The organism is Exiguobacterium sp. E4787, assembly GCF_018618375.1.
Classification (GTDB): Bacteria; Bacillota; Bacilli; order Exiguobacteriales; family Exiguobacteriaceae; genus Exiguobacterium; species Exiguobacterium chiriqhucha.
In genome coordinates, this window is record NZ_JACSLY010000008.1 from 20,178 (window position 1) to 44,425 (window position 24,248).

Genomic DNA, 24,248 nt, shown 5'->3' on the forward strand with positions numbered 1-24,248 from the left:
ACACCGCAGAGTAATAAAGGATGAATAATATGTCAGACTTATTATCCCTACCAGACATTAAAACAATAGAACCGCCACAAGAAAATGAAACCGATATGATGTTTAAAGTTGAAGCAGTCGGACCACCTGAACGTTGTCCTGAATGTGGTTTTGACAAGTTGTACAAACACAGTTCAAGAAATCAACTAATTATGGATTTGCCCATTCGTTTAAAGCGAGTGGGCTTACAATTGAACCGTAGACGATACAAGTGTCGTGAATGCGGATCTACCTTCTGGGAACGCCTAATATCTGTAGATGAAAAGCGTAGTATGACCAAAAGGCTTTTAAAGTCCATTCAAGAGCAATCCATGTCTAAGACCTTTGTAGAAGTCGCAGAAAGCGTTGGTGTTGACGAGAAAACCATTAGGAACGTTTTTAAGGACTATGTGGCACTCAAAGAACGTGAATACCAGTTTGAAACTCCTAAGTGGCTTGGGATAGACGAGATACATATTATCCGTAGACCTCGGCTTGTATTGACTAATATTGAACGCAGGACTATTTATGACATCAAGCCTAACCGTAACAAGGAAACAGTCATCCAACGTCTTTCAGAAATCAGTGACAGGACTTACATTGAGTACGTCACAATGGATATGTGGAAGCCCTACAAAGATGCAGTGAACACTATCCTTCCACACGCTAAAGTTGTCGTAGATAAGTTTCATGTAGTTAGAATGGCTAATCAAGCCTTAGATAACGTCAGAAAGTCTTTGAAAGCCCATATGAGCCAAAAAGAAAGACGTACCCTTATGCGTGAAAGGTTTATCCTTCTAAAGAGTAAACACGATCTAAATGAACGTGAATCATTCCTCTTAGATACTTGGTTAGGTAATCTTCCTGCTTTAAAAGAAGCCTATGAACTCAAAGAAGAGTTTTACTGGATATGGGATACTCCTGATCCAGATGAAGGTCATCTTCGTTATAGTCAATGGAGACACCGTTGCATGTCCAGCAACTCTAAAGACGCATATAAAGACCTCGTGAGAGCCGTAGACAACTGGCATGTCGAAATATTCAACTACTTTGATAAAAGGCTCACTAATGCTTATACGGAGTCAATTAACAGCATTATTAGGCAGGTAGAGCGAATGGGTAGAGGTTACTCGTTTGATGCCTTACGAGCCAAAATCCTTTTCAATGAGAAGCTCCATAAAAAGCGTAAGCCACGATTTAATTCAAGTGCTTTCAATAAAGCTATGTTATACGATACTTTCAATTGGTATGAAGTGAATGATCACGACATTACAGACAACTTTGGTGTCGATTTTTCCACACTTATTAAGAATTTGGAGAAGGGTGATTTATAAGCCCTTTTCCACCATGAAATCCGAATACCCAAGATATTTAGCGTTTATGTATAAAGGCATCGTTTAAGTATAGAGTTACTATTATAATACAGGATAATGATTTGTTTTATTAAATTATATAAACCATATTGCACAGAATCGTATTTATATTGCATTGCACACTGCATTGCAGACTAGGTGGATAATTAATGGTGTCAACCCAATCATTTTACTTCGTATGGATATCAAGAGATGGTGATTGATAACGGATGGAATGTTATAAACAGTACTACCAGTTTTTCGGCAAGCGTCCGCCGAGACGTCCTGTTGAGTCGGCTGACTCAAAATAACAATTGGTCGAAGGATCGTAGACACTCGTCTATGGTCCTTTTTTTGCTTGATTTTATGTTTTACAATATCGAAGGGCCGACAATTCAATCTCATATCGACGCGCCATAAAAAAACGCTCTCCCTTTGATCAGGAAGAGCGTGACGTCGATGATTCTTTCATATCGTTGTGGGTGATCCCGATAGCTTATTCTCCGACCATCCCGTCGCCATCATTGTCATGCATGTAAGGATAGAGCCAATGATCGCTTGTGATCGGCATGCTGAACCCGGCATCTTTTGCTTCTTGGATCGTCACTTGGCCGTTCCCATTCATATCGATGCTCGCGACGTCACCGTCTTCAGACACGGACTCGGCTTCAGTCGCACTCTCGGTCAGCCCGAGCGACTCGTTCACCTCGTCCGGGTTCACGTTGTCGAACGAATCGGTAATAACATTTCCTTTGACAGTGTATGTGTACTCATAGTGTGAAGGGATTTGCGTCTCCGTATCCGGATAGGTGATGATGGCCTCGAAGTCGGTCGCGCCGCCTGCGCTCCGGATCACGCTCTCCATGTACGCCTGGTCCCCGTGGCGGTTGAGCGTGCTGTCTTGCGGAGTGATGTTGAAGGCGTTCGAGACGCCGCCGAGCGAATCGGCGATGACGTGCCCTTCGTCGAGGTCGCGATGCTCGACACCAGGCACTTTCGCCTCGTCTGAATAATAGCGACCCGAAGACGTGACGTCCTCGAGCTCATCATCTTGCAAGACGATCTCGTCGGCGAGCACTTTCACGAGTTGTCCGTGCTCGTTCGTGAACGCCCAGTACTCGCGTTCCCCGTATCCGATATCGACGACGACATTATGCTCGCGGTCGCCTGACAAATCTCCACCCTCGACTTCAATCAAGTCGTAGCCCGTGAAGTGATCGTTCGTTTCGGTCTGGTCAGGGGGCTCCGTCTCAACGGTAACCTGTTCCTGAGGTTCCGTCTTCGACTCGGGATTCGGTTCTGTCTCGTTCGTGCAACCGGCCAACAACAGCATGGCCAGCGGGAAGGCAAGATAAGTAAGATTGTTTTTCATGTTAAAACTCCTATGTCTCTGATGCATACTTGTCCATTCTAGGAATCTTCGCCCACATTTTCAAGCAAACGGATTGGAGGCGGTTTTAATCGTGCTTCCGACAAACGAGACAGATTTTGTCACAGATGGGGGAGGCGTCGCCCTAGGTACGAATGGTACAATGGGGGGAGAACGGGTCGAACAGGGGGCTCTCGAGCGATTTGAGTCGCACACCCGAGGCGTTTCAATCATTTCGTTTCAGGCTATACATACGTATACATCGCTTGAGAGGAGACATATCATGCAGACATATACGATTGAATATGCGTTTCAAGATAAGGAACAGACGACACGAACGTGTGAAGTCGAGCTCGACCGGACGCCAGATTTAAAGGATAATGAGCAACTCGCCGACCTATATCAAATCGTGTCGGATGCGATTCGCAAGCCGATCACGAGTTTTGAGATTCTTGCCGTCCATTAAGTGAACCATCGACCCCGGGCGTACGCCATGGGGTTTTGTTCAGTCCATCGAAGAGGAGAGATGTTGAAATGAAGATCGTGGTTGTTGGGTTAGGGGATGTCGCGAAAAAAGCGTATTTACCGGTTTATGCCGGATTAGAAGGGGTGGACGTCTATCTCGTTTCGAGAGATGAGGCGAAAGCGGGGCAGCTCGTCGACAAATACCGATTCAGCGGCCATTACCGGTCGTTACAAGACGTGCCGCTCGATGAGGTGGATGGCGTGTTGATCCATTCGACGACGTCGGCCCACGCGGACCAGGTCGGCTACGTGCTCGAACGGGGCGTCCATGTGTTCATCGATAAGCCGGTCACGTTCTCGCTCGACGAGACGGAGCGGCTCGTGCGGCTCGCGGCAGACAACGGGGTCGAACTCGTCACCGGCTTCAATCGTCGTTTCGCGACGGCGACGGCGGCCTTGAAGGAAGTCACGGACCAAAACCTCGTCCTCATTCAAAAGAATCGCACGTATCAACCGGCGACGCTCCGAGAGTTCATTATCGAGGATTTCGTCCACGTCGTCGACACGCTCCGTTACTTGACGGGGCTCGCACCGGTTGAGAATTTGTCGGTGCGGACGCGCTATGAAGGAGAGACGCTGAAACAGTTGCAGATTCAATTCACGGCGGATGGGATCGAAGCGCTCGGGATCATGAACCGCGACAACGGCTGTACGGAAGAAGTGATGGAAGTGATGTCTCCGAGTCTGAAGCGGGTGACCCGCGACGTCGAGCGCGTGTATGACTTCACGCGCGACGGCATGCTCGAGCGGGCTCTGAGTCCGTGGGAGTCGAACCTTATGCGTCGCGGCTTCACGACGATGATCGATGCGTTCATCAAGCTACTGAACGGCGAACCGAACGAGTCGGTGCTCGCTGCTGATAGTCTGACGACGCATGCGCTCTGTGAACGCATACTAGAAGAGGCTTCGCGCTGACCGTCTCGTTTCTGCGGTCCGTCGAGCGGGTAATAACTCCGTAAAAGGAGGGGATGCGCATGGACATTCGCGAGCTCGTCATGCAGGCGAATGATTTGTTATGGACGTACGTACTTATTTTTGTATTGATTGCCGGTGGGCTTTATTTCACGATTCGGATGGGGTTCGTCCAGTTCCGGATGCTGCCCGAGATGTTCAAGCTGTTATTCGTCAAAGGGATCAAGCACGAAAAAGGACAAGTATCGTCGTTCCAGGCGTTCGCCATCGGGACGGCAGCACGGGTCGGGACCGGGAATATCGCCGGCGTCTCGACCGCGATCGCACTCGGGGGACCGGGTGCCGTGTTTTGGATGTGGCTCATCGCGTTGATCGGTTCGGCGTCAGCGTTCGTTGAGAGCACGCTCGCCCAAGTGTACAAAGTGCATGACGGCAAGGCGTGGCGCGGCGGACCGGCCTACTATATCGAACGGGCGCTCGGCCAGCGATGGCTCGGCGTCGTGTTCGCCATTCTGATCACGTTCGCGTTTGGATTTGCATTCAACTCGGTCCAGGCCAACACGATCGCCTTGTCGGTCAACAACGTCTTCGAGATCGATACGCTTTGGATCGGAATTATTTTGGCCGTCGTGACGGGGATCGTCATCTTCGGTGGGATCCGGTCCATCTCGACGCTGTCAGGGATTATCGTCCCAATCATGGCTGGCGGTTATATCTTGCTCGCCCTGTGGGTCGTCTTGACGAATTTGGAGGTCGTCCCGGCCGTATTCTCGGCCATTTTCTCAGAAGGTGTGCTCGGGTTCCGACAACTGCTTGGCGGAGCGGTCGGTGCGGCCGTCTTGCAAGGGATTCGCCGAGGCTTGTTCTCGAACGAGGCGGGGATGGGGTCGGCCCCGAACGCGGCTGCGACCGCCGAGGTCAGTCACCCGGTCAAGCAAGGTCTCATTCAGTCACTCAGCGTGTTCGTCGATACGCTCTTTATTTGTACGGCGACGGCGATGATCGTCCTCATCTCCGGCGTGCCGGGTTCAGAAGATTTCCAAGGCATCGAACTTGCCCAAGAGGCGCTCCTCACCGAGATCGGGCCGGTCGCGACATCGCTCATGACGATCGCGATTTTATTGTTCGCCTTCAGCTCGATCTTGGCAAACTATTATTACGGGGAGACGAACATCGAGTTCATCTCGGAACGGAAAGTGTATCTCGTCATTTACCGGATTGCCGTCATCGGGATGGTGTTGTTCGGTTCGGTCCGTTCGGCCGGGCTTGTCTGGTCGATCGCCGACATCTTCATGGGTCTGATGGCACTCGTCAACATGTACGCCATCTTCCGGCTCAGTAAAGTCGCAAAACTGTTGCTTGATGATTACGTGGCCCAGAAACGAGCAGGGCGCGATCCGGTGTTCAATCGGGACGACGTCGAGCTGCCAGGGAAAGAGCACGTCGAAGCATGGGAAGCGAAACGAGAGAATATTAGTTGAGCGTAAGGCAAGGATTGACGCACAGCGCCAGCCTTGCCTTTGCTTGTTGAATCTTTTTATTTCACGTACCGTATTTATATAATAAAAATAGAAAAGAGCGCACGACATGATACAACCCTTTCTTCACACATTCAAACGATTTTTTGCCGAACGATTCTTCGATCAAGCCGCGATGTTGGCTTACTATTTCATCCTGTCCACATTCCCATTTCTATTGTTCGTCCTCGGTATCGTCGGGTGGCTGCCGTTCTCGAGCGGAGACGTCATCTCGGCGTTGTCCTTGGTGATGCCCGAGGCGAGTTATCGATTGTTACAAGGGAACATCGAGGCCATTTTTGATGATTCGAGACTACGCTTGGCCTCGCTCAGCATCTTACCGGCACTTTGGATCTCTTCGATGGCCGTCCAATCGCTCGTTCGCTCCTTGAACGACGCCTATCGACTGATCCGAAACAAAGCGTTCTGGCGGGGCGTCTTGCAAGACATCGCCGTGACGCTCGCGCTCATGTTCGTCTTGCCATTCTCGCTACTGATCCCGGTCATCGAGACCGCGCTCAGGGAGTTGGCGACACATATCATCTTTATTGACGACATCGTCGAACGCTATGCGCAAATCTGGTTCTATTTCCGTTGGATTGTCGGCACGCTCGTCCTGTTCAGCGTCTTCTTGCTCGTCTATAAGTGGTTGCCGAGCCATCGCGGAACATTCCGTGACAGTTGGGCCGGGGCGGCGTTTGCTACCATCGGCATCTTGACAGTTTCGAACGTCTTCAGCTACTATTCACAGTATGCAAACTATGAACAGTTTTACGGTCAACTTGGTGCCTTCATCATCTTGCTGATCTGGTTTTATTTGGCGGCCTCGGTCATCCTTCTCGGGGGGCTGTTAAACGCCACGCTTATCGAACGAAAAGAAATATCCGGTTGACGTGTAAATGCTTGTTATCATTCTTTGATTCAGGGAATGATACGGTTAAGGTCACATCTTTTAATCGGAGGTGGGAAACATGGATATGCAACGGCTCGTACACAATCGTCGTTTCATCGATCAAACATTGTTTTACCTCGCCTTACAATTATGGAAGTGGGTTATGTTACTACCGGTCTTGTTCTATCTAGACGTTTCGATGAGCAGTGCCCCGTTTTCCCAGTATGTGGCGGTCAGTCTGTTGCTGTATGTGGCGTTCCGTGTCATGCAGTACGTGATTGCGAGCCGGGCTTCGTTGATGGAGTTACTCGAATTCGGCTATGCGGTGCTATCGCTCGTCCTCGTCTTCTCTTTACTGCTTGAAGTCTCAGCATCGCCAGGGGCCATCGCCTTTGTGCTAGGCGTGTTCTTGGTCCATCCTTCGCTCGCCTTACACCATTACCGTGACTTCACAGAACGGAAGTGGTTGAACAAGCAGTTCCAATTGTTCAGTCCGATGCTTCGAAAAGGTGAGATTCCAGTACACGTGCTCGTGTTGACAGAGGATGAAATTATCATCACGGCAGAGAGTGGGAAAGAGTACACGTATCGGCATATCTACTGGGGCGGATTCTATATCGAAAATGTCTCATGAAGGTGGTCTAATCATTGAATAGTGTGATTGTGATGGTATTTTGGGTAGTAACGTTTATTGTGTTCTTCAAAGGGGCGTTCGATATGTGGCGAGAATGGCGTGCCACGAAACAGCGCTCGGTCCTATATTTCTTTATCGTCTTGTTGCTCACTTGGTTCTGGTTCAACCCTTACCAGCTGACGGCGCTTCATCCGTTCGTCTTGATGGCGTATTATTGGAACCGGAATCGTCGGATGCGCAACGCGATGCTCGTGCTCGTCCTCGTGCCATTCTTCATTCAACTATGGTTCATGGCGAGAGCGATGTAATTTATTCAGACCACAGACAAGATGTCTGTGGTTTTTTCTTTAATCCATTGTCACAGTCATTTATAAAACGAGCCGCGTTAGAATAAGGATACGTGACCGTGCGCAACAAAAAACGCGAGCCGAACGGCCCGCGTTTTTTGATTGATGTTATTCTTTTTTCGCAACGGCGAGTTCAGCTTCCATCTCACTGAATTCACGGTTGATCCGTTTCTGCTCACTTTGGCTCGTGAACGTACTGACGAGCACGATGGCGAGCATACTGAGGAAGAAGCCTGGCACCATTTCATAGATGACCGTCGAGAGTCCGGTGACGATCCAAACGATGACCGTGATGGCCCCGACGAGGATACCGGCAAGTGCACCTTGGCGCGTCATCTTGTTCCAGTAGAGTGACAAGAGAATCGCTGGACCGAACGCTGAGCCAAAACCGGCCCAAGCATAACCGACGAGCGTCAAAATCGTGTTCGACGGGCTGAGCGACATGAGTGTCGCGACAAGTCCGACCGTCAAGACGCCGATTCGACCGGCGAGGACCATCGTTTTTTCACTGGCATCTTTATTGAAGAACTTGCGATAGAAGTCTTCTGTCAAAGCCGAAGATGTCACGAGAAGCTGCGACGATACCGTCGACATGACCGCTGCCAGAATTGCAGCGAGCAAGAATCCAGTGATGAACGGGTGGAACAATACTTCTGAGAAACGGATGAACACCGTCTCCGGGTCAGCGAGAGGATTGCCTTGACCACGGAAGTAGGCGATCCCGACAAGTCCAGTCATGACGGCACCGATGATTGAGACTGTCATCCAGCCCATACCGATACGGCGTGCCGTCTTCAATGATTTCACATCACGAATCGCCATAAAGCGGACGATGATGTGCGGTTGACCGAAGTACCCAAGTCCCCAAGCGAGGAGACCGATAATTCCGAGCGTCGTTGTTCCTTTGAACAGGTCGAACAATTCCGTGTTGATTGTCGAAGCCGTATCGACGGCGTTCGAGACACCACCGACGTCAGTCAAGGCGACGACTGGGACGAGGACGAGAGCGAGGAACATGATGACACCTTGCGCAAAGTCCGTCCAACTGACGGCTGTGAAACCGCCGAACAGTGTATATAGTGCGACGACGCTAATCGTCACGATGACACCTGTCTGATAGTCGAGCCCGAATGAGCTTTCAAACAACTTCCCGCCAGAGACAAGTCCAGCTGACGTATAGAACGTGAAAAAGATGATGATGACGGATGCAGACAGGATCCGTAGCCAGTTCGAGTGATCTCGGAACCGATTCTCTAAAAAGTCAGGAATCGTGATCGAGTCATTTGCCATCTCTGTGAAGACACGTAGACGGGGAGCGACTAACAAGTAGTTCAAGTAAGCTCCGATGACCAATCCAACGGCTAACCAAATCGCTGATAATCCCGTGGCATACATTGCGCCCGGAAGTCCCATTAACATCCAACCACTCATATCCGAAGCTCCGGCTGACATGGCGGTAACACCTGGCCCCATCTTGCGGCCACCTAACATATAATCTGATGAATCGGTCGTCCGTTTATAAGCGACGTATCCGATGAGGAGCATCATCACGAGGTAAAGCGCGATGGATACCCATTCTTGCCATAACATTTGATTACCTCCTGTTTGCTTTCAATTGTGTCGATTCAATCAATCACGGTTCAATCATGTGTGTGTCTCACACAAATGAGTCAAACTTGAATGACTAGGCGAACTTGTGACTAACCATAACGGACCACGGAAATCATTGCAAACTGTCATGTTTTCATAAAAACGGCTCTAAAGCGCATAGTATCAACGGATGAGTGCATTATTTTTCGTGATTAAAGTTTAAACATTCTGACAATTAGTTATGTTCGTGACACTTCTGTGTCATCTATTTGTCATATAACTCGTCATATTTTATGTCTTTAAACGCAAACGACGGCTTCTCCCTTTGCAGAGAGAAACCGTCGTTTGATTGCTTAAATCATTCGGTGGTGAGATTGAACGCGATTTTTTCGACAGAACGCATCGTCGGGAACGTCTGCCCGGATTTGGCTTGCATCGTTACCAAGGCATATTGTTTCCCATCCCGCTCCATCAAGAACACCATCGTATAGCCCGATTCGTCGGTATAGCCGGTCTTGGTCGCTGTGACGAGTTTCGAGTAATGAATGCTCCGTTCATTGACGGCCGATCCGAGATGATACCACCAGCGTCGCTTTTGATTTCCGGCAGCATCTTTAAACTTTGCCTCATATTCATACGTTCCGGCAATCTCGACGAGTTCAGGATAAGTGCCGAACGCATACGTGATGCGAGCCATGTCGAGCGCGGTCGTATAATGATTCGGGTCGGAGTAGCCATGGGCATTCCGGAACTGGGTCCCGGTCAGTCCAAGCACTTGGGCGCGTGCGTTCATCAGTTCGACGAACTCATTCGTCGAGCCGCTCACGTACTCGGCTAGACTATTGGCCGCGTCATTTCCTGATTCGAGCAATGTCGCGTATAAGGCCTGGCGAACGGTCAAGCGGTCACCGACCGCGAGATGGACAATATGGCTGTCCCATGGGATATCCAAAGTAGATTTTTTGACGATGACGACGTTTTGATCGAGTTCTTTCTCGGCGACGGCCTTCTCATAAGCGAGAAGTGCGGTCATCAGTTTGGTCGTACTGGCCGGGAAGACGCGGTCGGCACCATTCTTGTCAATCAGCACCTGGCCATCTGTCAAATTGACGAACGCCATCGACCCGACGAGAAGTTCGGCCGTGTCGGGCGACACGAGCGGTTGAGTCGTCCATGGTTTGATTGGAATCTCGGGGAACGACGGTCCTTGTTTGACCGGTACGGCGGCCGCGGCCGGCGCAACGGTTTTCGGTTCTGCTTCTTGTTTAAAGCCGATCAATGCAGGGATGATGGCAAGTAATCCAATCATGGCGAGGCCGACAAAGAGTCGCCTCATGATGTACGTGTTTCTTCGATGTCTGCGGTTTCGTTTCACTAGATAATCGCTCCTTCATTGTTTACTTTTCTACCATAATGGATGAGGCCTCCTGAAATCGTCTTCAAAATCAAGAATCAGGTCAATAATTGAGGCGTATGAAATGAATCGGAAGGGGTATACACAGTAACAGACACTTATCTTATTTAGAGGGGGTACGTTTATGCATCGTCATCCGTTCACCAATTCACTCTGGCGTCAGCACAATGCGGCAACACCTTATCCGCGACTTGAGAGCTCTATTTCGTGTGACATTGTCGTCATCGGGGCAGGAATCGCCGGGCTCGTCACGGCATATGAGTTGCAACAGCGCGGCAAGCAAGTCGTCTTGCTCGAAGCGACTGAAATCGGCCGGGGGACGACCGGCCACACGACCGCGAAATGTTCCGTTCAGCATGGGACCGTCTATTCCAAATTGATTCGGACGTTCAATCAAGAGACGGCGCGCCTCTATTACGAGTTCAACGAGCAGGGACTCGCCTATTTGCGGCAACAGGTCGAGGCCGGGTTCGACATCGATTTCGAGACAAAAGATTCATATTTATATTCAATCGATGGGTCGAGTCAACTCGTCGCTGAGCGCGAGGCGTATGCACAACTTGAGCTGCCCGGGGGAGACGCGACCGAGGAAGTGAAGGCGGTCCTCCCGTTCGAGGTCAAACAAGCGATCGTCATTCGCGACCAGGCCCAGATGCATCCGGTCAAATACTTACACGAGCTCGCCAACCGCTTCGTCGCGGCTGGCGGGAGACTCCACGAGAAGACACGGGCGACCGAAATCAGTTCGGGACCGCGCCCGATCGTCACGACGTCGACAGGGCGACGGGTCCAGGCGAATCAGGTCGTGGTCGCCACCCATTACCCGTTCAACGACATCCGGGGGCTGTACTTCTCGAAGTTTGAGGTCGAGCGTTCCTATATCGTCGCTTGTGAGACGGAACAGAGCGTCCCGGACGGTATGTATTTGAGTGTCGATCAGCCGAGCCGGTCGTTCCGTACGTTCAAGGATGGCGACAAGACGTATATGCTCGTCGGAGGCGAAGGACACTTGAGCGGACACGTCACCGAGACCCGCTCGCGCTATGACCGCTTGGACCGCTTCGCCCATGATTCGTTCGGGGCCAAGAAAGCGAGTTTCCGCTGGTCATCCCAGGATCTGATCACGTTGGACCACCTCCCGTACATCGGGCAAATGTTCAGCCGTGAGCCGGACGTGTTCGTCGCCACCGGGTTCGCCAAATGGGGGATGACGAACGGGATTGCCGGCGGACTGTTGCTGGCCGATCGACTGACCGGGCGCCCGAATCGGTTCAACGACTTATTGGACCCACAACGCTCGAAATTGAAACCGGCCGACGTCGGGCAATTCTTAAAGACGAACCTCGACACGGCCGTTCAATTCGTCAAAGGGTCACTGGAAAGACCGGGTACACTCGACGACCTGCAACTTGATGAAGGCGGGATCGTCCAGGTAAACGGCAAGAAGGTCGGCGCGTACCGTGACCTCGACAACGAATGCCATCTCGTCTCGACACGATGCACCCATATGGGATGTACCGTCAATTGGAACGATGCGGAACGCTCATGGGATTGTCCGTGCCACGGTTCACGGTTCGACACGAAAGGAAACGTGTTGGAAGGACCGGCGACACAACCGCTCGCCTATGATCGGAAAATCGATGTGCCGAAACAATAGGCAACGCGGGTCGTCTATATTAAAGTAAAGAAGTAACGATATAACTGTCATAGGGGTGGAATCAGAATGGAACTAACAAAGCAGTGGCGTGACCATTTCAAACAATTGCGTGCCTTCGACGAGGCGATTTCTTTACTGTATTGGGACATGCGTACCCAGATGCCGGAACAGTCGGCACCGCTACGGGCCGAGACAATCGGTTATCTGTCGACCGAGGCGTTCAAACGCCAGACGAGCGAATCCTTCAAGGCACTGTTGGCCGAGATGACCGAGACGGAGGACTTGACACCGATCGAGTTGCGTTCGGTCGCGGTCGCCAAAACCCAATATGAACGGAATGCCAAAATCCCGTCCTCAGAATATCAGGCGTATGTGACGCTCGTCTCTGAGGCTGAGACGGCGTGGGAGAAAGCGAAGGATCAGAATGACTGGCACATGTTCGCCCCATATCTCGAGAAAATCATCGGATTTCAGCGGAAGTTCGCCGACTATTTCGGCTACGAATCGCATCCGTATGACGCCCTCCTTTACGATTATGAGCCAGGGATGACCGTCGACCAGCTCGATGAATTGTTCCGGACGCTTCGCGACGAGCTCGTCCCGCTGATCCGTCAGCTGCCTGAACCGGTCCAAGTGCTCGACTGGTCGATGGACAAGGCCGTTCAGCAACGACTGTGTGAGGACTGGATGCGTGTCGTCGACTATGATTTGACGCGCGGCCGTCTCGATGCCACGGTGCATCCGTTCGAGATCACGATCAACCGTCGCGATGTGCGCATCACGACGAAATATGATGAGACCGATTTCCGTAACGCCTTGTTCGGTACGATGCACGAGGCCGGGCACGCGACGTACGAACAGCAAATCGACTCTGAACTCGACGAACTCGGTCTCGGGGGCGGTGCCTCGATGGGCATCCATGAGTCACAGTCCCTCTTCTTTGAAAACTTTGTCGGACGAAGCGAGGTGTTTTTGAAGAGCGTCTATCCGCGCCTTCAATCCGAGCATCCACAGTTGCAGAACATAGATTTTGATACGTTCTATGCCGGCGTGAACGAGGCGAAACCGTCTCTCATCCGGATCGAGGCGGACGAACTGACATACAGCCTGCATATCATCATCCGCTATGAGCTTGAAAAGCAACTCATCCAAGGTGATTTGTCGGTCGAGGATTTGCCAGCGGCATGGAACGCGCTCTATAAGGAATATCTAGGTGTCGATGTGCCGAGTGATTCGAAAGGCGTCCTACAAGACGTTCACTGGGCCGGCGGGTCGTTCGGTTACTTCCCGAGTTACGCCCTCGGTCTGATTTACGCCGCTCAATTGACGGAATCACTCAAGAACGAGCATCCTGACTTCGAGTCGCTCATCAGCACGGGCACGTTCGGTCCAATCAAACAATGGCTCGAGGACAATGTCCACCGCCATGGTAAAGCGCTGACCCCGAACGAACTCATCAAGCAAGTGACCGGAGAGGACATCTCGGTCCGCCCGCTCATCCGCTATTTGACGAACAAATACAAAACGAACTGAGGCGAAAACGAATGAAACTTTTCGCGCACCGAGGGGTGATGGCCCATCATCCGGAGAATACGATGACGGCGTTCCGGGCAGCACTCGAAGCACAAAGCGATGGGATTGAGGCGGACGTGCACATGACAAAGGACGGAAAGCTCGTCCTTATCCACGATGAGACGATCAATCGGACGACAGATGGGCGTGGACGTGTCGCCGATATGACTTTATCAGAGCTGCGAGGCTATAATGCCGGTGTCACGTTCGCTATCCAAGAACAGATTCCGACGTTAGACGAACTGATCGATCTGTGCCGAGGGACATCGATGGTCCTCAATCTCGAGGTCAAGACGGATATCGAGCGGTATCCTGGTATTGAACAACTCTTGATTGACACCATTCGAAACCAGCGTCTTCCAGTTGGACAAGTCATGTTCTCTTCTTTTAACCATTCGACGCTCCAGCGTTTGAACCAATTGGCGCCAGAAATTGAGTGTGCCGTATTGTTGGCACAACCGCTATATGACCTCGTCGCATATTGCAAGAAAGTCGGCGCGACCGCCGTTCATCCGAATGTCCTGACGATGACCGATGAAGAGATTCTTCATCTTCAGGACGAAGGTCTCTCCGTACGTCCCTATACCGTGAAAACAGTCCACGACCTAGAGCGGTTCAGTCAACTCGGCGTCGATGCGGTGTTCGTAAATGACATCGACTGGGCAAAAGCACATTCAACCCCGTAACGTTACGCGTTACGGGGTTTTTAAACAATAGGGAAGGGGAAGTCTGGTTAATGTAAAGAAAGCGGTTTCTTTCAAATGTGCTGAGCGGCATATTGAGAGCATACCGTCACCTTTACGCCGTTGCTCCGTTGTCTTAAATTTAAGATGTCACCAGCTACATAGCAATCAGATGTAGCACACATTGCAGCACCGCATCAAACTTGTTGTATACAGTCAATCGGTCAACCCAAGCAGAAAAAGGAGGAAATTTCACATGAAGAAATTGATGTCTTTACTTGGTACACTCGCCTTGGCGTTCGCACTCATCGTGCCGGTCAGTGCAGATGGACACGAGAACGCGATGGTACGTGTACTCCACGCTTCACCTGACGCACCTGCAGTAGATGTGTACGTCAATGGTGAAGTCGCGGTCGAAGGCGCAGAGTTTAAAGCGCTCACAGACTACTTGACTCTCCCGGCTGGAGATTACAACGTGGAAATCAAGCCAGCTGGTGATACAGAGACGGTCGTCGTTGCGGCAGACCTCTCAATCGAAGCAGGCAAATTCTACACAGCGGCAGCAATCGGTCAACTTGAAAACATCGAGATCGCAGCAATGGAAGACGATGCGAACTTCGAAGATGGAAAATCGAAAGTCCGCGTCGCTCACTTCGCACCTGACGCACCGGCAGTCGATGTCGCTCCTAAAGGCGGCGACCCACTCTTCTCGAACCTCGAGTTCAAAGCAGTAAGTGACTACGGTACACTCGACGCTGGCACGTATGACCTTGAAGTTCGTCCGGCCGGCGCGACTGACGTCGTGAAGGCACTTGACGGTGTCGCTCTCGAAGGCGGTAAAAACTACACGGCATTCGCCATCGGACTCCTTGAAGGCGAACCAGCGTTTGAAGTCCTTCTCGCAGCAGACGGTGGGGAAATGGCTGGAGCACCTGACACAGGTCAAGGTGGTCTCGCTCAGACAGCATCGATGAACTGGTTGCTCGCAGCAGCGGTTCTTGGTGCAGCAGCAGCTGGCTTCTACGTCTTTCGTCGTCAGAAGCAAGACGCTTAAACTACTCTTCATCGGAACGTTATCGTTCCTTATGATTGCACCGGGCGCAGACGCACCGGATGCGGACGCGAAATTGACGACGGTCGGCTTCGCCGAACCGCTCGTCCTAGAAACGACCGAAATTGATCGGCAGTCATTCCGTACCGACACATTTATCCCAAAACGACTGAAGATTCCGTCAATTGATGTCAACGCGGTCATCCAACCGGTCGGGAAAGACCGACTCGACCGGATGGATACTCCGACGGAGACAGATGAGGTCGGCTGGTATCGGTACGGGGCGAAAGCAGGGGCGACCGGAAACGTGGTATTATCTGGTCATCTCGATGACCTCAGTGGTCCGGCCATCTTCGCGAACCTTGGCGACTTACGCCTCGGAGAATCGGTGACGCTCCAGCGTGGCAAAAAGGCAATCGCGTATGAAGTCGTTTCCGTCGAACGGTATCGGCTCGAAGACGTCCCGCTCGCCTCGATTTTTGCGGCGACCCAGGCGGAACGGCTCCAGCTAATCACTTGTACGGGCCCTTATGACCCAGAGTATGGATACCGGGACCGAATCGTCGTCACGGCGATCGTCAAGTCTTAAATCAAGAATGAACCCGAGTGTGGTCCAACCATACTCGGGTTTTTTGTTGTAGCGTGGCGAAACAAAAAACGACCAGGCCGCAATAATCGGCCCAGTCGTTCTTATGCGTCCATTCGGTCAAGCAGTCTTGACAGAAGAATCAATTCGTCATCTGAGAAATCGGTGAACACGTCCATCAAATACTCGATTTTCATGTCTTCCAGTGTCTCGAACAGGGCACGGCCTTCTTCAGTCGCTTGCAATTCGACGACACGACGATCACGTTCGCTGCGTTCGCGGGAGATCAACCCTTTTTTCGTGAGTTCATCCGCGAGAGCGGTAATCATCGAAGCCGAGAATTGGAACTCGTTTGATAGAGCCGAGGCGATTTGAGGACTGTTTTGACAAAGCGAGCGGAGAATGAAAAATTCGTTTCGCGTCAAGTATTGTGAGAACATCGACCGGAGGTTCTTTTTCACTCCGCGATAGTTCATGCGAATCCCTCGCTCAGCATCGGCGACGAGCTGACGGCGGGATGCTGTTTGTACAGGTGTTGTCATCCTCAAGAATACCTCCTACATAAAATATCATTATTTGCATATATTTCAGAACATAAAAACATTCTACAACAAAAACATGATGTCTGTAAAGTTATGATGGCTCTTCGCGGGTACGAAGTTCTTGGATGACCTCGTCGTAATGTTTCAAATCCGGATAGAAGCGTCGGAAGAAGAACTCGATCTGCTGGTCATCGCCTTCTGCGAGCAATTTCGCGAGGACGGCATAGACGACACCCATCCCTTGACGGGGCAGGAGAGACGATGGCAACAGCGTCGCACATTGGATAGCCCGATTGAAGTAAAGGTCGAGCGTGTCGCTCAAGTCCTGGAACGTGCGAATCTCCGCGTAATGGAACATACGCGTCAGCTCGATGATCGTCGACAAGTCGGTGTCGAGCAGCCAATCGCTCTGGAAGATGGCGTTGTCAAGCTTCTCGACGGTGACGTCATTGGCGATATAGTAATTCAAATTATCTCGCGTGATACTCACCTTATCGGGCGATTCGACGATCCGTTCGACGGTCTCTTGTTCGAACGTCCGCAACTGTTTGCGGATATTGACGAACTCGGAGTCGGCAATCTCGAGGAGCCCGGCGACACGGCTGAAGCTGCGCTTGATTTCCGGTGGCACGGCGTTCGGGTTCTTATAACCGAGGTCATGCTCGATTTCGGCCCACGCGTGCTGCAAGATGGACCGGACTTGAATCTCGGCTTCTTTGTCCTCATAGCGACGGTACTCCCCGAGGGCGAGCCGCGTGTCGCTCAAGCCGACGACGTAATGGACCGACAAATAACCGAACTCATTCGGGTCGAGCAACGTGGATTTATCAATCGACTGTTCGCGGTCTATCCGGAACTCATCCTCGAGGATTTGGGCCACGGCACGGACATCGTCGTGGAAATAGGTCACGATCCGAATCCCCGCCAAATCCTGGACGTCGCGCAACGACCGGTATTGATACGGTTTGCGGGATAACTTGGCATACAGGCTCTCGGCTTCCTTCGCCCGGGCGACGATCGAGTGGAACTGGATGCCGGCGTCGTTCAACAGCTCGCTGAGGAGTAACTTCAGCTTGGCTGCGAACGCCTCGTAATCTTCTTTCTCATTCATATAGTCGAGCATGATCGTGTTCATATCCTGTCTCGGCATCAACATCACTCCTTGTCTCATTATATGTAGTATAGCATCAAAGAAATCGGTGTCGCATCTGTTGTCCGCCCCTATGATACAATACGGTTTGGAACGGGAAGGAGTGTCACGCGTGAGAGTGAGCCATACGTTGAAATCGACCGAGCGCGAGAAGCTCGAGATTGTTGCCGGGTTGTTACAACAAGCAGGCTATCGGTCTGGAAAGATCGACTGGCAGACCGGCATTAATATCGTTCGGGTCAGTCGCGAAGAGGTGTCGTCTGAATCGGACGAACGGACCCGCATCCAAGGCATCGTCGACCATTTCGGAATCGAGGACTGGACTGCCACGTTTTCTTGAACCCCTCTTTTTCAAATCGCTGAACGAAATGGGTTTTGTGACTCATTTTTCGGGAATAGTATATTATTCGATTTTAGATCAGCGGACGTTTAGGAGGATGAATATGTTAGAAACAAGAATCGTGCGGGATATGACCTCGGTCGACCATGAAGTGAACGGGATGGTGTCAGGGGGATGTGTCAACGAGCACATTTACTTATTTGCGAGAGATGAAGAATTGACGGTGCGGCTCGCTGCAGAAGCGGGTGTGCAACCATACCGCATCACTGAAAAAGGGCTGTGGGAGTCACTCATGTCGAAGTTTACAAAAAATTCGGATGACCGGATCGAGCAGCTCGAGAGCCTCGGTCTGACGAAAGAGATGGTCGAATCGCTCGAAGGAGAGATTCAGGCCGGGAAAATCGTCCTCGTCTGCGACAAACCATAAAAAGAGCCGGAACTGACCTCGTCAGTCCCGGCTCTTTTCGTCATTTTGTCTCGTAATAGGCGTTCACGATCCGGCGCAGCGAACGCTCGTTCAAGTCGAGCGGTTTGTACCCGGCGTCCTCTAACAGACGTTTCGTGTTGGCGTCGTCGAACGCGATATTGCGATTCAAGTAAGGGTTGAACACTTTCACCATCTCGTTGAACGTCTGTTCGGCTTGGCTGAGCGAAGACGTCGGCGTCTCGGTGATCTTCAAGTGCGGGAACGCGAGCGCTTGCTTCATATAGTCGAGCATGGTCACATTGCGCGGCGGGTCATCGTTCGTCACGTTATAAATCGTGTCCGGCTTGGCGTGTTCGATGGCGGCGAGGAGCACATCGGCCACGTAATCGACCGGGACGAGGTTCGACGTGCCGGTCTCCGAGCCGAGCAGACGAATCGGTCCATCCGGTGCCCCGCGGCGCTCGAGACGGCGCTTGAACACCTCGAGGGCGCGCATATAGCCGTACATCGTGAACTTCGAGTCGGCCTCGCCGGTCTTCGAGTCCCCAACGATGATGGCGGGACGGAAAATCGAGACGTCGAGCTGGTCCCGTTCCGCCCAGACGGCCTGTTCGGCGTGCGCCTTGCTCTCCTCGTACGGATTATGGAACGTCTGGTCGGTCGCATACAACGTCTCATCGCCGACCTCGCGTGCTCCGAGCGTGTACGCCGTGCTGACGTGGAAGAAGCGAGGGCAATGCAGCGCCTTTGCGAGCGCGAGCGCTTGTCTCGTCCCGGTCAAATTCGTCTCGAACAGTTCCTCACGGAGCTCCTCATCGAATTTGACGAGGGCCGCCATGTGGAGCACCAAGTCGATGGAACGGTCATGGTCGGTGATGAACCGCTCGTCTGCTCCAAGGAACGGGGCCGTCAAATCCCCGGCTAGGACGGTGATGGAGCGAAGTTCGTCCCGTGAGAACATCGCCTCCATTTTCTCAGGTGTACGGGCGAGGACGCACAGCGTATGCCCACAATGAATCAGCTCGCGGGCGAGCCGTCCTCCCAAAAATCCGGTCGCACCGGTCATAAAAATATTCACAGCGTTCTTCCTCTCTTTTCAGTCTCTCCCCATCATAACAAGTGGCAACGGAATGAGCCACTTTCAACCTAAAGAATAAAATTAGGGGTTTAACAATTTTTAAAGTCGGTTATGACTTAAGGAGAAGCGTACGCAAGGATACGTCATGACAGTGTTGATCTGTCAAATAACTTAAGTGAGGTTTTTTAGAATCATGGCTAATCTATTCGGAACAGACAAGGATGGCAACAGGAAGAAGCAAGAAGAGATTGAAAAAACGGTTCAGGAGAATGGGATCACACAAATCCACATGTACTTCTCCGACGTGCTTGGAGACTTGAAGCTACTGACTCTCTCTGCAAAATTGTTGCCGGAAGTCTTTGAAGGGAAGACGATGTTTGACGGTTCATCCATCGCCGGTTTTTCTTCCATCAAAAACTCAGACCTATTCTTGAGACCGGATTTAGATTGTCCACGCTACGAGCAGGATGGGGACGAGAGCATTCTCGCCTTCTTCTGTGACGTCTGCACACCGGACGGCGAACGTTACGAGTTCGACCCGCGCAACGTCTTGAAAGATGCCCTCGAGCGGGCTGCACGTGACGGCTACTCGATTTTCGTCGGCGCCGAGCCAGAATTCTTCATCTTCGACGAGAATGGTGAATTTTACGATGAGGCGGGTTACTTCTCGACACGTTCGGAAGACAAAGGGTATGAGGTCCGCCAACATATCGCCAACCGCTTGAGCGAAGTCGGGTTCAACATCGAGGCGGTCCACCACGAAGTCGCACCGGCCCAGCACGAAATCGGGATCAAATATGATGACGCGCTCCACACGGCCGACAACATCCAGTTCTTCAAAGAAATCGTTCAATTGGCAGCCCAAGAGAAAGGTGCAAAAGTATCGTTCTTGCCGAAACCGCTCCGTGACGTGAACGGTTCGGGGATGCACCTCAACATCTCGGTATGGAAGAACGACAAGGACGGCAACCCGACGGTGAACGCATTCGAAGAGCCGGAGTCAGACTACGGTCTATCGCTCACGGCCCGTCACTTCATCGAAGGGATTCTGAAGCATGCCCGCGCGACGGCCATCTTCACGAACCCGCTCCCAGAGTCGTATGAGCGTCTCGTGCCAGGTTTCGAGGCACCGGTTAACATCTGTTGGAGCCCGTCGAACCGCAGTTCGATGATTCGGATCCCGGCGTCACGTGGAAGCGCGACGCGCGTCGAAGTCCGTAACCCAGACCCGAGTGCGAACCCGTACTTCGCGCTTGCGGCATTGATTTATGCCGGACTCGAGGGCATCGAGCAACAGCTCGAGCCGTCGGCACCGAACGAGGACGACTTGTTCGAGTACTCGGCGAAGCAAATCGAGAGCCAAGGCATCTCGTCACTCCCGGCGACGTTCCATGAGTCAATTCAATCGCTCAAGTCGGACCGGTTCCATGATTACTTCAACCATGACTTGATTGACCGCTACTTGTCGCTCATCCAAGTCCGTAAATAAGCAACGTATACAAAAGCCCATTCCTCGGCCGAGGAATGGGCTTTTACGCTTAATGAATCCCGCGCATATACTTTTTGATGACCGGGGCGAGAGCGAACAAAATCATACTGAGTACAATCGCTGCTCCACCGATAATCCCGAAGTAGAGCATCTCGTTCTCTGGTGAATAGAAACGAACGAGCTGGGCGTTAATCCCTTGTGCCGCCGCGTTCGACAAGAACCAGAGTGACATCGTCTGGGCCGAGAAGGCGGCCGGGGCGAGTTTCGTCGTCGCCGACAGACCGACCGGCGACAGGCTGAGCTCACCGAGCACGACGATGAAGTAACTGAGGACGAGCCAGAGCGGGTTGACGAGCGTGTCGGGGCCACCGAAGTAGGCCGGGAGCAAGATCACCAAGAAACTTAACCCTGCGAACAAAATCCCGAAGGCAAACTTCGTCGGGATGCTCGGCTCACGGTCACCGAGTCGGACCCAAAGCCATGCGAACACCGGAGCGAGCATGATGATGAATAACGGGTTGAGCGACTGGAACCAGGCAGGTGACAGCGTGAACCCTAAAAATTCAAGGTCGGTCCGCTTATCGGCATAGCTGGCCAAAATCGTCGCGCCTTGCTCTTGAATCGCCCAGAACATGACCGAGGCGATGAAGAGCGGGATATAGGCGATAATCCGTGACCGCTCGACTTCCGTCGTTTTCGGGCTACGATACATGACGATGAAATAAATCGTCGGAATCGCGATCCCGAACACACCGACGAGACCGATGAACGTGTTAATCGTGAACAATCCTTGTGGAATCAAGACAGCCAACAGACCACCGATGAGGACGACTGCGATCGTCGTATACTTGATCGCGTTTTTCTTTTCAGACGGCGTCAACGGGTTCGGTACGTATGAACCGGCGAGACCGAGATTCTTTTTCTTCGTGACCATGAAGACGACGAGACCGATGAACATCCCGACCGCGGCGAGGGCGAAGCCCCAATGGAAGCCATAACTCTTTTGAACCCCACCGACGATCAAAGGCGAGATGAAGGCACCGAGGTTGATCCCCATATAGAAGATACTGAACCCGGCGTCACGACGACGGTCCGTCTCATTGTACAGGTCACCGACGATACTCGAGACGTTCGGTTTTAAGAGACCGGTCCCGATGACGATCAACGCCATCGAGATGAACAAGAACGTCAGGCTACCAGGAATCGACAGTACGATATGACCGAGCATGATGAACACACCGCCGAAGAAGACGGACCGGGACGTCCCGAACACACGGTCAGCGAGCCATCCCCCGATGACCCCCGACATGTAGACGAGTGCGCCATACACCGACATGATGGACAAGGCGACGTTCTGGTCGAGACCGAGACCGCCATCTGATACCTCGTAATACATGTAGAAGACGAGGATGGCACGCATCCCGTAATACGAGAACCGTTCCCAAAACTCAGTGAAGAATAGCGTGAACAACCCTTTAGGCTGTCCGAAAAAACCTTTTTGTGGCACGCTGTCCACAATTTTCTGTTTATCGATCCTTTCCATGAAAGATCCCTCCTTAACCGTATTATCATAAAAAGAATCATTATGTTTGTAAAGAATAATAGAAGCAAATATTCAAAATTTAACGAATTTGCAACGAATTAAAAAATCACACTAAACGACTAGGTTCAGTGTGATTTATATAGGTCAAGCCGTCTTTTGTTTCGCTTCGGCCGCACTGACGCGACGTCCGAGCTGCCAGTAGATGAGGCCTGACACACAGCTGGCCGCCCCGACGAGGATTAAGGCGATATGACCGGCCCGCTGATCGAAGAATAGGCTCGCCATGATTGGAGCCGTCACCCCGCCGATCAACCATTGGATACTGGCGGCCCCGTTATAGGCCCCACGCATATTCTCCGGAGCGATCAAGGCGATGAACGTCTGTTGGACCGGGGACATGATCATCTCACCGAGCGTATAGAACGCGTATACCGCGAGCAAGACGCTGACGAGGACGAGGTACGGTGTCCCGAGGGAGTAGAGGAGACGCGGCATGACCGCAATCAGGATCATGCCGACCCCGAAGATGGTCGCCCCGGCGAGCATGACGTTGCCGAACGGCTTGCGCCCGAGTTTCGAGGCAATCGGGAACTGGAACAACACGACCATGATACCGTTCAAGGCGAGCATATAGGCGAACGGGTTCTCACGGTCAGTGAACGACGGCATCGACTCACGCAAGAACAGCGGCAGCATGCTCTCGATGAGCGAGAAGCCCATCGAGATGAACACACCGGCGAAGATGAAGACGAGGAAGACCTTGTCGTTATAGAACACCCGTAGCACGTCTCGGTTCGACGGCGTGTCGGCCTCAGTTGTCTCCGGGAGCGACTCCCGGATGAAGCGGCCGAGGACGAGCGCATAAAGGATAAAGACGAATGACGCCGAGAAGAAGATATACTGCCGGTCGATGAACAGGACGGCACTGCCGAGGAGCGGACCGAGCGCAGCCCCGATGTTATGGCCCATCCGCAACAGGCCGAACGCCTCGTTCATCTGTTCAGGTTCGGTCACGTCCGCCACCATCGCGCTCGCGGCCGGATGGAACAACGAGTTCGTCAAGCCGAGCATGGCGTTCAAAAGGAGGAGCGGCCAAAACGTCTCGGCGAACGCGAAACCTACGAGCGCGAGCGCATCGCCGAGGATGGCGATCATCATGATCGGTTTGCGGCCATACAAATCCGCGAGCCGTCCGCCGACGACCGAACCGATGAGGGCCATGATTGGACCGGTCGCCATGATGACACCGACCTGGATATAACTGTCGAGCTTGTCACTGTAATAGAGGACGAGGAACGGCGCGATCATGAACATCATGACGCCGGTGATCGTCTCCCCGAGGAAACGGATCCAAATATTGCGGTCGAGTCGTTTGAGTGATTGAATCATTAGGTTCACCTGCTTTAATTATTGGAATGAAAAAAGGGACGCAACATGCACAAAGGCATACGCGTCCCTACGATCTTAGACATGCCTCGGAAGGCAGGGGAACGTCACGGATTCAAATCACGGAGAGGCGCCTGCCGGTCAATATGGACTTGGACGTGCGAGCGTTGAATG

23 protein-coding genes are annotated in these 24,248 nt (G+C 52.1%); 15 read left to right on the plus strand and 8 right to left on the minus strand.

Going from position 1 to position 24,248, the window contains the following annotated elements; all coding sequences use genetic code 11:
• The first annotated feature begins 29 nt into the window (after positions 1 to 29).
• Positions 30 to 1,352, plus strand: a complete 1,323-nt coding sequence (locus tag KNP80_RS09995; protein ID WP_214720008.1) for an ISL3 family transposase — start codon at positions 30 to 32, stop codon at positions 1,350 to 1,352.
• Positions 1,353 to 1,866: 514 nt separating this feature from the next.
• On the opposite strand, the gene KNP80_RS10000 is transcribed toward KNP80_RS09995, so the two are convergent.
• Positions 1,867 to 2,742, minus strand: a complete 876-nt coding sequence (locus tag KNP80_RS10000) for a DNA/RNA non-specific endonuclease (protein WP_214707710.1) — start codon at positions 2,740 to 2,742, stop codon at positions 1,867 to 1,869.
• A gap of 91 nt (positions 2,743 to 2,833) precedes the next feature.
• Between KNP80_RS10000 and KNP80_RS15815 the strand changes: the two genes are divergently transcribed.
• From KNP80_RS15815 to KNP80_RS10030, 6 genes are all read left to right on the plus strand, one after another.
• Positions 2,834 to 3,205, plus strand: a complete 372-nt coding sequence (locus KNP80_RS15815; protein WP_251128918.1) for a hypothetical protein — start codon at positions 2,834 to 2,836, stop codon at positions 3,203 to 3,205.
• 68 nt (positions 3,206 to 3,273) lie between these two features.
• Positions 3,274 to 4,179, plus strand: a complete 906-nt coding sequence (locus KNP80_RS10010; RefSeq protein ID WP_214720009.1) for a Gfo/Idh/MocA family protein — start codon at positions 3,274 to 3,276, stop codon at positions 4,177 to 4,179.
• 59 nt (positions 4,180 to 4,238) lie between these two features.
• On the plus strand, positions 4,239 to 5,657 hold the full coding sequence (locus KNP80_RS10015; RefSeq protein WP_205729363.1) for an alanine/glycine:cation symporter family protein: 1,419 nt from the start codon (positions 4,239 to 4,241) through the stop codon (positions 5,655 to 5,657).
• Positions 5,658 to 5,763: 106 nt separating this feature from the next.
• Positions 5,764 to 6,585, plus strand: a complete 822-nt coding sequence (locus tag KNP80_RS10020) for a YihY/virulence factor BrkB family protein (RefSeq protein ID WP_214720010.1) — start codon at positions 5,764 to 5,766, stop codon at positions 6,583 to 6,585.
• 79 nt (positions 6,586 to 6,664) lie between these two features.
• Positions 6,665 to 7,219, plus strand: a complete 555-nt coding sequence (locus KNP80_RS10025) for a hypothetical protein (RefSeq protein WP_021067503.1) — start codon at positions 6,665 to 6,667, stop codon at positions 7,217 to 7,219.
• A gap of 83 nt (positions 7,220 to 7,302) precedes the next feature.
• Positions 7,303 to 7,527 carry a hypothetical protein gene (locus KNP80_RS10030; protein WP_251026068.1) on the plus strand — a complete coding sequence of 75 codons (225 nt, stop codon included), beginning with the start codon at positions 7,303 to 7,305 and terminating at the stop codon, positions 7,525 to 7,527.
• 147 nt (positions 7,528 to 7,674) lie between these two features.
• Here the strand turns inward: KNP80_RS10030 and putP are convergent, their stop codons facing one another.
• Both putP and KNP80_RS10040 read right to left on the minus strand, forming a co-directional pair.
• Positions 7,675 to 9,156, minus strand: coding sequence for a sodium/proline symporter PutP (gene putP, locus KNP80_RS10035; protein WP_214720012.1), 1,482 nt, complete (start codon positions 9,154 to 9,156; stop codon positions 7,675 to 7,677).
• 358 nt (positions 9,157 to 9,514) lie between these two features.
• Entirely contained in the window at positions 9,515 to 10,492 is a 978-nt protein-coding gene (locus KNP80_RS10040; protein ID WP_214720013.1) for a D-alanyl-D-alanine carboxypeptidase family protein, read from the minus strand.
• Between the two features lie 202 nt (positions 10,493 to 10,694).
• Between KNP80_RS10040 and KNP80_RS10045 the strand changes: the two genes are divergently transcribed.
• The 5 genes from KNP80_RS10045 to KNP80_RS10065 all read left to right on the plus strand — a co-directional run bounded on the left by KNP80_RS10045 (position 10,695) and on the right by KNP80_RS10065 (position 16,122).
• On the plus strand, positions 10,695 to 12,227 hold the full coding sequence (locus KNP80_RS10045; protein WP_214720014.1) for an FAD-dependent oxidoreductase: 1,533 nt from the start codon (positions 10,695 to 10,697) through the stop codon (positions 12,225 to 12,227).
• Between the two features lie 66 nt (positions 12,228 to 12,293).
• Positions 12,294 to 13,760 carry a carboxypeptidase M32 gene (locus tag KNP80_RS10050; RefSeq protein ID WP_214720015.1) on the plus strand — a complete coding sequence of 489 codons (1,467 nt, stop codon included), beginning with the start codon at positions 12,294 to 12,296 and terminating at the stop codon, positions 13,758 to 13,760.
• A gap of 38 nt (positions 13,761 to 13,798) precedes the next feature.
• Complete coding sequence (locus KNP80_RS10055; protein ID WP_251132368.1) at positions 13,799 to 14,485, plus strand: glycerophosphodiester phosphodiesterase; 687 nt, start codon at positions 13,799 to 13,801, stop codon at positions 14,483 to 14,485.
• Between the two features lie 253 nt (positions 14,486 to 14,738).
• The gene (locus KNP80_RS10060; RefSeq protein ID WP_214720017.1) at positions 14,739 to 15,536 is read left to right on the plus strand and encodes a DUF4397 domain-containing protein; all 798 of its coding nucleotides are present in this window, start codon (positions 14,739 to 14,741) and stop codon (positions 15,534 to 15,536) included.
• Positions 15,484 to 16,122 (plus strand): class F sortase, encoded by a 639-nt coding sequence (locus KNP80_RS10065; RefSeq protein ID WP_286038195.1) that lies wholly within the window; start codon positions 15,484 to 15,486, stop codon positions 16,120 to 16,122. Before KNP80_RS10060 ends, KNP80_RS10065 begins: the two co-directional genes overlap by 53 nt.
• 101 nt (positions 16,123 to 16,223) lie before the next feature.
• Here the strand turns inward: KNP80_RS10065 and KNP80_RS10070 are convergent, their stop codons facing one another.
• Together KNP80_RS10070 and KNP80_RS10075 are read right to left on the minus strand one after the other, a co-directional pair.
• Positions 16,224 to 16,661, minus strand: a complete 438-nt coding sequence (locus tag KNP80_RS10070; RefSeq protein ID WP_021067494.1) for a MarR family winged helix-turn-helix transcriptional regulator — start codon at positions 16,659 to 16,661, stop codon at positions 16,224 to 16,226.
• A gap of 91 nt (positions 16,662 to 16,752) precedes the next feature.
• Positions 16,753 to 17,796, minus strand: a complete 1,044-nt coding sequence (locus KNP80_RS10075; protein ID WP_251132369.1) for a GTP pyrophosphokinase — start codon at positions 17,794 to 17,796, stop codon at positions 16,753 to 16,755.
• A 127-nt stretch (positions 17,797 to 17,923) separates the two neighbouring features.
• Between KNP80_RS10075 and KNP80_RS10080 the strand changes: the two genes are divergently transcribed.
• Together KNP80_RS10080 and KNP80_RS10085 are read left to right on the plus strand one after the other, a co-directional pair.
• Entirely contained in the window at positions 17,924 to 18,151 is a 228-nt protein-coding gene (locus KNP80_RS10080; protein ID WP_214720018.1) for a hypothetical protein, read from the plus strand.
• Between the two features lie 103 nt (positions 18,152 to 18,254).
• Entirely contained in the window at positions 18,255 to 18,578 is a 324-nt protein-coding gene (locus tag KNP80_RS10085) for a YflT domain-containing protein (RefSeq protein WP_251128919.1), read from the plus strand.
• A 40-nt stretch (positions 18,579 to 18,618) separates the two neighbouring features.
• Here the strand turns inward: KNP80_RS10085 and KNP80_RS10090 are convergent, their stop codons facing one another.
• Positions 18,619 to 19,656 (minus strand): SDR family oxidoreductase, encoded by a 1,038-nt coding sequence (locus KNP80_RS10090; protein ID WP_214720019.1) that lies wholly within the window; start codon positions 19,654 to 19,656, stop codon positions 18,619 to 18,621.
• A 193-nt stretch (positions 19,657 to 19,849) separates the two neighbouring features.
• Between KNP80_RS10090 and KNP80_RS10095 the strand changes: the two genes are divergently transcribed.
• The gene (locus KNP80_RS10095; RefSeq protein WP_214720020.1) at positions 19,850 to 21,145 is read left to right on the plus strand and encodes a glutamine synthetase family protein; all 1,296 of its coding nucleotides are present in this window, start codon (positions 19,850 to 19,852) and stop codon (positions 21,143 to 21,145) included.
• Positions 21,146 to 21,194: 49 nt separating this feature from the next.
• Here the strand turns inward: KNP80_RS10095 and KNP80_RS10100 are convergent, their stop codons facing one another.
• A complete protein-coding gene (locus KNP80_RS10100) occupies positions 21,195 to 22,688 on the minus strand; it encodes a peptide MFS transporter (RefSeq protein ID WP_214720021.1) in 1,494 nt (497 codons plus the stop codon).
• A gap of 144 nt (positions 22,689 to 22,832) precedes the next feature.
• Positions 22,833 to 24,077 (minus strand): MDR family MFS transporter, encoded by a 1,245-nt coding sequence (locus tag KNP80_RS10105; RefSeq protein WP_021067487.1) that lies wholly within the window; start codon positions 24,075 to 24,077, stop codon positions 22,833 to 22,835.
• Between the last annotated feature and the right edge of the window lie 171 nt (positions 24,078 to 24,248).

Excerpts from the sequence above, each read along its gene's own strand:
- KNP80_RS09995 (WP_214720008.1), top strand. The coding sequence starts at position 30 with ATGTCAGACTTATTATCCCTACCAGACATTAAAACAATAGAACCGCCA.
- KNP80_RS10000 (WP_214707710.1), bottom strand. The coding sequence starts at position 2,742 with ATGAAAAACAATCTTACTTATCTTGCCTTCCCGCTGGCCATGCTGTTG.
- KNP80_RS10095 (WP_214720020.1), top strand. The coding sequence starts at position 19,850 with ATGGCTAATCTATTCGGAACAGACAAGGATGGCAACAGGAAGAAGCAA.
- KNP80_RS10060 (WP_214720017.1), top strand. The coding sequence starts at position 14,739 with ATGAAGAAATTGATGTCTTTACTTGGTACACTCGCCTTGGCGTTCGCA.
- KNP80_RS10025 (WP_021067503.1), top strand. The coding sequence starts at position 6,665 with ATGGATATGCAACGGCTCGTACACAATCGTCGTTTCATCGATCAAACA.
- KNP80_RS10045 (WP_214720014.1), top strand. The coding sequence starts at position 10,695 with ATGCATCGTCATCCGTTCACCAATTCACTCTGGCGTCAGCACAATGCG.
- KNP80_RS10050 (WP_214720015.1), top strand. The coding sequence starts at position 12,294 with ATGGAACTAACAAAGCAGTGGCGTGACCATTTCAAACAATTGCGTGCC.
- KNP80_RS10020 (WP_214720010.1), top strand. The coding sequence starts at position 5,764 with ATGATACAACCCTTTCTTCACACATTCAAACGATTTTTTGCCGAACGA.
- KNP80_RS10040 (WP_214720013.1), bottom strand. The coding sequence starts at position 10,492 with ATGAGGCGACTCTTTGTCGGCCTCGCCATGATTGGATTACTTGCCATC.
- KNP80_RS10075 (WP_251132369.1), bottom strand. The coding sequence starts at position 17,796 with ATGAACACGATCATGCTCGACTATATGAATGAGAAAGAAGATTACGAG.
- KNP80_RS10085 (WP_251128919.1), top strand. The coding sequence starts at position 18,255 with ATGTTAGAAACAAGAATCGTGCGGGATATGACCTCGGTCGACCATGAA.
- KNP80_RS10105 (WP_021067487.1), bottom strand. The coding sequence starts at position 24,077 with ATGATTCAATCACTCAAACGACTCGACCGCAATATTTGGATCCGTTTC.
- KNP80_RS10070 (WP_021067494.1), bottom strand. The coding sequence starts at position 16,661 with ATGACAACACCTGTACAAACAGCATCCCGCCGTCAGCTCGTCGCCGAT.
- KNP80_RS10030 (WP_251026068.1), top strand. The coding sequence starts at position 7,303 with ATGTGGCGAGAATGGCGTGCCACGAAACAGCGCTCGGTCCTATATTTC.
- KNP80_RS10010 (WP_214720009.1), top strand. The coding sequence starts at position 3,274 with ATGAAGATCGTGGTTGTTGGGTTAGGGGATGTCGCGAAAAAAGCGTAT.
- KNP80_RS10015 (WP_205729363.1), top strand. The coding sequence starts at position 4,239 with ATGGACATTCGCGAGCTCGTCATGCAGGCGAATGATTTGTTATGGACG.
- putP (WP_214720012.1), bottom strand. The coding sequence starts at position 9,156 with ATGTTATGGCAAGAATGGGTATCCATCGCGCTTTACCTCGTGATGATG.
- KNP80_RS10100 (WP_214720021.1), bottom strand. The coding sequence starts at position 22,688 with ATGGAAAGGATCGATAAACAGAAAATTGTGGACAGCGTGCCACAAAAA.
- KNP80_RS10055 (WP_251132368.1), top strand. The coding sequence starts at position 13,799 with ATGGCCCATCATCCGGAGAATACGATGACGGCGTTCCGGGCAGCACTC.